The organism is Actinomyces bouchesdurhonensis, assembly GCF_900128465.1.
Classification (GTDB): Bacteria; Actinomycetota; Actinomycetes; order Actinomycetales; family Actinomycetaceae; genus Pauljensenia; species Pauljensenia bouchesdurhonensis.
Genome location: NZ_LT635866.1, coordinates 248,800 through 254,799 on the forward strand (window position 1 = coordinate 248,800; position 6,000 = coordinate 254,799).

The window sequence follows — 6,000 nt, forward strand, 5'->3', positions numbered from 1 at the left end:
GACAAATTTCGCACGTAATTTCCCTCGGTCATTTTTCGAGACCACCCGAAAACGTTGCAATTCCGACGATGCGGATTCAAGAATTGAACTACTCACAGGGGAATTACGTGCGAAATTGCTGATTGACAGCCACAACTGGGCCACAAGCAACAAAACGCAGGAAGGCGCCGCCCGGCACGCAGCAGCCCGGCCCCAAGGCTGGACCCGACGGCGCCCGGCACACACAGCAGCCCGGCCCCAAGGCTGGACCCGCCGCCCGGCACACACAGCGGCCCAGCCCCAAGGCCGGGCCCGACGGCGCCCGGAACACCAGCGTGGCCACAAGCAGACCGAGCAGCGCTGGGAATTAGCTCGGACAAGCTACGAAATCTTCTCCATCGGGGCCATGCGCACGANTATGACCTGCAGGTAGGCCAGCGCGTCCTTGATTTCGCGGCGCTCGTAGAAGCGGGTGCCGCCGACGACGCGGTACGGGATGCCCTGGCGCACGAGGAGCTCTTCGAGCGCGCGTGACTGCGCGTTCGTGCGGTAGAAGATGGCGATGTCGCCCCACTCGACGCCCAAGTCCGCGAGGCGGTCGATCTCGCCGACAACGAATCGGGCCTCGTCGTGCTCGGAATCCGCGGCGTCCAGGGTGATGAGCGCGCCGTCGCCCGAGGCCGTCCACAGGTTTTTCGCGCGGCGCCCCGTGTTGCGAGCGATGACAGCGTTCGCGGCTGAGAGGATGTTCTGCGTCGAGCGATAGTTCTGCTCGAGCAGGATCGTGCGAGCGCCCGTGAAGTCGCGCTCGAACTCCTCGATGTTGCGGATCGTCGCGCCTCGGAAGGCATAGATCGACTGGTCGGAGTCGCCGACGACCGTCAGCTCCGCGGGCATCACCCCATCGGACCCGTCCCCCACGAGGGCGCGCACGAGGACGTACTGCGCGTGGTTCGTGTCCTGGTACTCATCCACGAGGATGTGGCGGAAGCGCCTGTGGTAGTGCTCGGCGATCAGCGGGTTGTCGGCCAGCAGCTCGACCGTGCGCATGATGAGGTCGTCGAAGTCCAGCGCGTTCGAGGCGCGCATGCGTTTGTCGTACTCGACGTAGGCGTCCGCGACGATACGCGAGACCGGGTCCTTGCCCGCCAGCTCCGCGTACCGCGCCGGGCCGATCAGCTCGTTCTTCGCGTCCGAAATGCGCGCCGCCACCATCTTCGGGGTGAAGCGCTTAATGTCCACGTCCTGGGCTTTGAGGACCATCTGGATGAGGCGCTGGGAGTCCTGCGCGTCGTAGATCGTGAACGACGAGGACAGGCCCGCCGCCTCGTGCTCGTAGCGCAGCAGGCGCACGCACGCCGAGTGGAAGGTCGACACCCACATGCGGCGTGCGTCGTCCCCCACGAGGGCGCCCGCGCGCTCGNGCCCCCATCGGGGCCGATCAGGAAACCAAGGTCAGGCAAAGAAGTCGCGTCACTCATCGCCTCCAAGCCTAAACCGCACCACCCTCAGCTGCGACCCCCGCCCCGGGTGGCGCCAGCCACGGGCGCCCCGGCCTCGTCGATGTGATTACTTCTTGCGGTACAGCGACTTGGTCGCGTACACCGGCTCCGTGGTGACCTGGATGTCCAGGGAACGGAAGATACCCTCGTCCACGGGGCCCAGGATGACGGACTCGTGTACGTCGCAGCCACGCAGGGCGCCCAGCTGGTCGAGGGCGCGGCGCGCATTGTCATCACCGTTGGCGGACACGGCCAGGGCGATGAGGACCTCGTCGGTGTGCAGGCGCGGGTTACGCGACCCCAAGTCGTGTGTCTTCAAGCGCTGGATCGGCTCGATCGACTGCGGGGCCAGGAGCTGGACCTCGTCGGGCAGGCCCGCGAGTTTCTTCAATGCGTTGAGCAGCATCGCCGACGAGCACCCCAGCAGCGCCGACGTCTTACCCGTGACGATCTGGCCGTCGGGTAGCTCGATCGCGGCCGCAGGCTGGCCAGTGGCTTCGGCGAGTTCCAGGGCCGGGCGCACAACCGGTCGGTCCATGCGGCCCACGCCCACGCGGCTCATGAGCAGAGAGATGCGCGAGGACTGAACCGGCTCACTCATCTCTTTCTTCTCGGTCACGAGGGCCTTGTAGTAGCGGCGGATGATCTCCTGGCGCGAAGCCTCCTTGCAGGCCTCGTCGTCGACGATGCAGCGGCCCGCCATATTGACGCCCATGTCCGTCGGACTCTGATACGGGGAAGAACCGAGAATCTTGTCAAACAGGCGGCTGAGCACCGGGAAGATCTCGACGTCGCGGTTGTAGTTGACCGTCTTGACCCCGTACGCCTCCAGGTGGAAGGGGTCGATCATGTTGACGTCGTCCAGGTCAGCGGTGGCCGCCTCGTAGGCGATGTTCACCGGGTGATCCAGCGCGATGTTCCAGATCGGGAAGGTCTCCCACTTCGCGTAGCCGGATTCGATACCGCGCTTGTGGTCATGGTAGAGCTGCGACAGGCAGGTCGCCATCTTGCCGGAACCCGGGCCGGGCGCCGTCACGACCACAAGATTGCGGCTGGTCTGAATGTACTCGTTCGCGCCGTAGCCCTGATCCGACACGATGCGCTCCACGTCAGACGGGTAGCCAGGAATCGGGAAGTGACGGTAGACGCGAATACCGAGCTTCTCGAAGCGTTCCTTGACCTCAGCAGCGGACTTATTGTCGTCAGTCCACTGGGTGATGACAACGGAACCGACGAACAGGCCACGCTCATGCAGCTGGTCGATCTGACGAAGCACCTCATCGTCGTAGGTGGTACCCACGTCAGCGCGGACCTTGCGGCGGGCAAAATCCTTGGCGTTCACCGCGACAATGATTTCAACCTCGTCGGCCAGTTCGCGCAGCATCCGAACCTTGTTGTCGGGCGTGAAACCGGGCAGGACACGCGAAGCGTGCATGTCGTCGATCAGTTTTCCGCCGAACTCCAAATACAGCTTGCCGCCGAACTCGCCGCGACGGCGGGCAATGTGTCGAGACTGCATCTCGACGTAACGATCACTGTCAAAACCGATGCGGTGCATGCATCCTCCGAGGTCGCAAACATGAGACGAGCCGCCCATCGTGGGCGGTCAGGCGCTGTCGCGCCCTCGGGATTCCATTGTAGGTACACTGGGCGCGGGCGCATGCTTCGGCACGCAAAAGCCGCGTGACCTCACACGATGTGGCGCTGCATGGCCCAGCGCGTCAGCTCATTACGGTTGGAGAGCTGGAGCTTACGCAGGACCGCGCTCACATGAGTCTCTACCGTCTTGATGGAAATAAACAGGTCGTGGGCGACCTCCTTGTAGGTGTATCCGCGGGCAATGAGGCGCATGACTTCCTGCTCGCGGGCCGAGAGCAGATCGAGTTCACTGTCGGTCGTCGACACTTCTCCCGTGCCGAAGGCATCCAGCACAAAGCCCGCCAGACGAGGACTGAAGGCTGCGTCGCCAGCGGCCACGCGCTCAATGGCCTCGACCAGGTCCGCGGTAGCGATCGACTTCGTCACGTATCCGCGAGCGCCCGCACGAATAACTTGAACGACGTCCTCGGCGGAATCAGAAACGGACAGGGCCAGGAAATGCAGGCCTTCGATGTCGCGGCACGCACTGGCGACCTCAGCGCCGCCGCCACCGTTTCCACCGGGCAAGTGCACGTCGAGGAGGGCAACGTCGGGGGTCAGGGCGTGACACGCGGCGATGGCTCCTTCGACGTCGGCGGCGTCCCCAACGATGTCGAGGTCAGCTCCGCAGTGCTGGAGTTCGTATCGAACCCCGGCGCGAACCATGGGGTGATCGTCGATGACGAGGATACGGATGGTCACTGTGTCCTCCCGGTGGGGATTGTTTGATTCAGAATATCGGAGCGTGGCGCGCTCAGGGCGATTTCGGTTCCGCGGGCGAGAGCACGAATTGTAGCGTTTCCCCCCGCGCGGCGCATTCGCCCCACGATGGAGTCGCGCACGCCGTGGCGGTCGGGGGCGATGGCGGAGGGGTCGAAGCCGGCGCCGTTATCCTTGATGAAGGCCTCGACCGCGCGTGGCCTTACTTCAACGTAGACGGAGACGGGCGGGGCCCCGTGTCGCACAGCGTTTTGGCAGGCTTCAGCGAGGGCCGCGACGAGCGCGAGTTCGCCGGGGCCGGGCCGCATGTCGCCGACGACGACGACGCTGATGGGGACGCCGTAGCGGCTTTCAACCCCTCCGACGGCCTCGGTGACAGCGGCCTCCAGAGAGTCGGCGGCCTGTGCGTGGCCCGTGTACAGCCAGGCGCGCAGCTCGCGTTCCTCCGTCAGGGCGATGGCCCTCACGCGGGCGGGGTCTTCGGCGGAGGCGCGGATGAGGGCCAGGGCCTGGAGGACGGAGTCGTGCAGGTGGGCGGCGATGTCGGCGCGCTCGGCGTCGCGCACGCGCTGGGCTTGAGCGTCGGACAGGTCTTTCGTGGTACGCAGCCACATCGGTACGAGTGCGAACAGGACGCCGGCGACCAGGGCCGCGCCAATGAGGCCGCCGCGCAGCAGGATGATCGGCGGGTTGTCGCGCGAGGCGATGATGACGACGCCGAGGCTGAGCAGCGCAATACCGCCGAACACGGCACTGACAAAGCGCAGCGACCGCCAGTTGCGCACGTCGCGGCTCTGGCTCCACACCAGGGTAATGCCGACGACGATCGACACGATGGACCCCATGTCACGCCAGTCCAGGGCGCTGGTCGCGTTCAAGACGGCGCCAGCCATGGCCAGGACCAGCAGGCCGACACCCGTGGCGATCAGGCGATTACGCGCGACCTGGGCGGCGCGTTCCTCGCGAAGGCGCACGAGGCCGGGGCTGAGCCTGCCCGACGCCGAGGCCTCGAGCGTGTCCTCCGGTACGGTCACCCACAGCCACAGGTAAGCGAAGGCGCCCACACCGGTAGCCGTCAACGCGATGAGCGTTGCACGTACCAGCATGACCGGGATACCCAAGTGAACGGCCAAACCTGAGCACACGCCACCCATCCAGGGGGCTGGCATGTCGGGACTCCCGGCGCTCGCGCGCACAAGCGGCGGTCTGGCTGGTGGTGCCGGAATGGGAGGCGTCCACCCGGGGCGCGGGTCGTTCACGGGTATGCTCACGCGTCCATTGTGGCACGCGCGAAGACGAGGCCGGGGGTGTCCCCGACACAATCAGGGACCGTTCAGGGGGTCCCCTACTATCGCGGCGCTGCCTCTGTCTGATTGAGTAGTGGTATCGATCCGCGCACTGTGGATCCTTTCGAGAGGAAGTGCATCATGAGTTGGCCCAATGGCCCGTCTAAGCCCGGTGATGGGTACCAGCAGCGCCCGCCCCGCGGCAGTTTCTTTGATTCCATACGCGATTCGGGTTGGTACCGCGCGCATCCTCGCGTGATCGGCGGCGTGTGCTCGGGCGTGGCTGCCCGCACCGGTTGGGATCTGTCGCTCGTGCGCGTCTTGACTGTCCTGGCCGCGTTTTTCATTCCGATGGTTCCGCTCGCCTACGCCCTCGGCTGGCTGATGCTCCCCGAGGCCCAGGACGGCCGCATTCACCTGGAGGAGGCCCTCGAGGGTCGCTTCGACATCGCAGTGGTCGGCGGCATTGTCCTCGGCCTGTTCTCCTTGTCGTCCCTCATCCCCTCCGTGGGCTTCATCTTCGGCGGCACCGGCATCGGTTTCGGCTCGTTCGCTGCGCTCGTCGTCCTCGCCGGCATGATCGGCGTTGTACTCATCGCGGTGAACGCTGCGAATGCCTCGAACAAGAAACGAAGCCCGGGTGCGGCCAACCGGTATGCTTCTCCCCAGTACGGCAATCCCCAGTACGGCAATCCCCAGTATGGCGCTCACCCAGGCACCCAGCCTGCCAACCGAGCGGCGGGTGATCCCAACCCTTTTGGCGAGGCCACACGGGCCGCTAACGCTTCGGACCCCACGGGATCCAAGCATTCCAGCAGCTCGCCCGACGGCTACCCCTTCTACGGGGTCCCCGACAACACCGCCGCCAGCGCCGC

General features: G+C 65.5%; 4 protein-coding genes and 1 pseudogene. 1 reads left to right on the top strand and 4 read right to left on the bottom strand.

The window, feature by feature from the left end; all coding sequences use genetic code 11:
• Positions 1 to 396 precede the first annotated feature (396 nt).
• The 4 genes and pseudogenes from BQ7477_RS03585 to BQ7477_RS03600 form a co-directional block, all read right to left on the bottom strand.
• Positions 397 to 1,401: pseudogene (locus BQ7477_RS03585) on the bottom strand (ATP-dependent helicase); the annotation flags it as partial.
• A gap of 147 nt (positions 1,402 to 1,548) precedes the next feature.
• On the bottom strand, positions 1,549 to 3,039 hold the full coding sequence (locus BQ7477_RS03590) for a DUF1846 domain-containing protein (RefSeq protein ID WP_073982839.1): 1,491 nt from the start codon (positions 3,037 to 3,039) through the stop codon (positions 1,549 to 1,551).
• Positions 3,040 to 3,170: 131 nt separating this feature from the next.
• Positions 3,171 to 3,821 (bottom strand): LuxR C-terminal-related transcriptional regulator, encoded by a 651-nt coding sequence (locus BQ7477_RS03595; RefSeq protein WP_073982840.1) that lies wholly within the window; start codon positions 3,819 to 3,821, stop codon positions 3,171 to 3,173.
• A complete protein-coding gene (locus BQ7477_RS03600; RefSeq protein ID WP_073982841.1) occupies positions 3,818 to 5,008 on the bottom strand; it encodes an ATP-binding protein in 1,191 nt (396 codons plus the stop codon). The genes BQ7477_RS03595 and BQ7477_RS03600 overlap by 4 nt, the downstream gene beginning before the upstream one ends.
• A 258-nt stretch (positions 5,009 to 5,266) precedes the next feature.
• Between BQ7477_RS03600 and BQ7477_RS03605 the strand changes: the two genes are divergently transcribed.
• Positions 5,267 to 6,000, top strand: a 734-nt coding sequence (locus BQ7477_RS03605) for a PspC domain-containing protein (RefSeq protein WP_129582505.1), incomplete at its 3' end; no start/stop codon positions are given.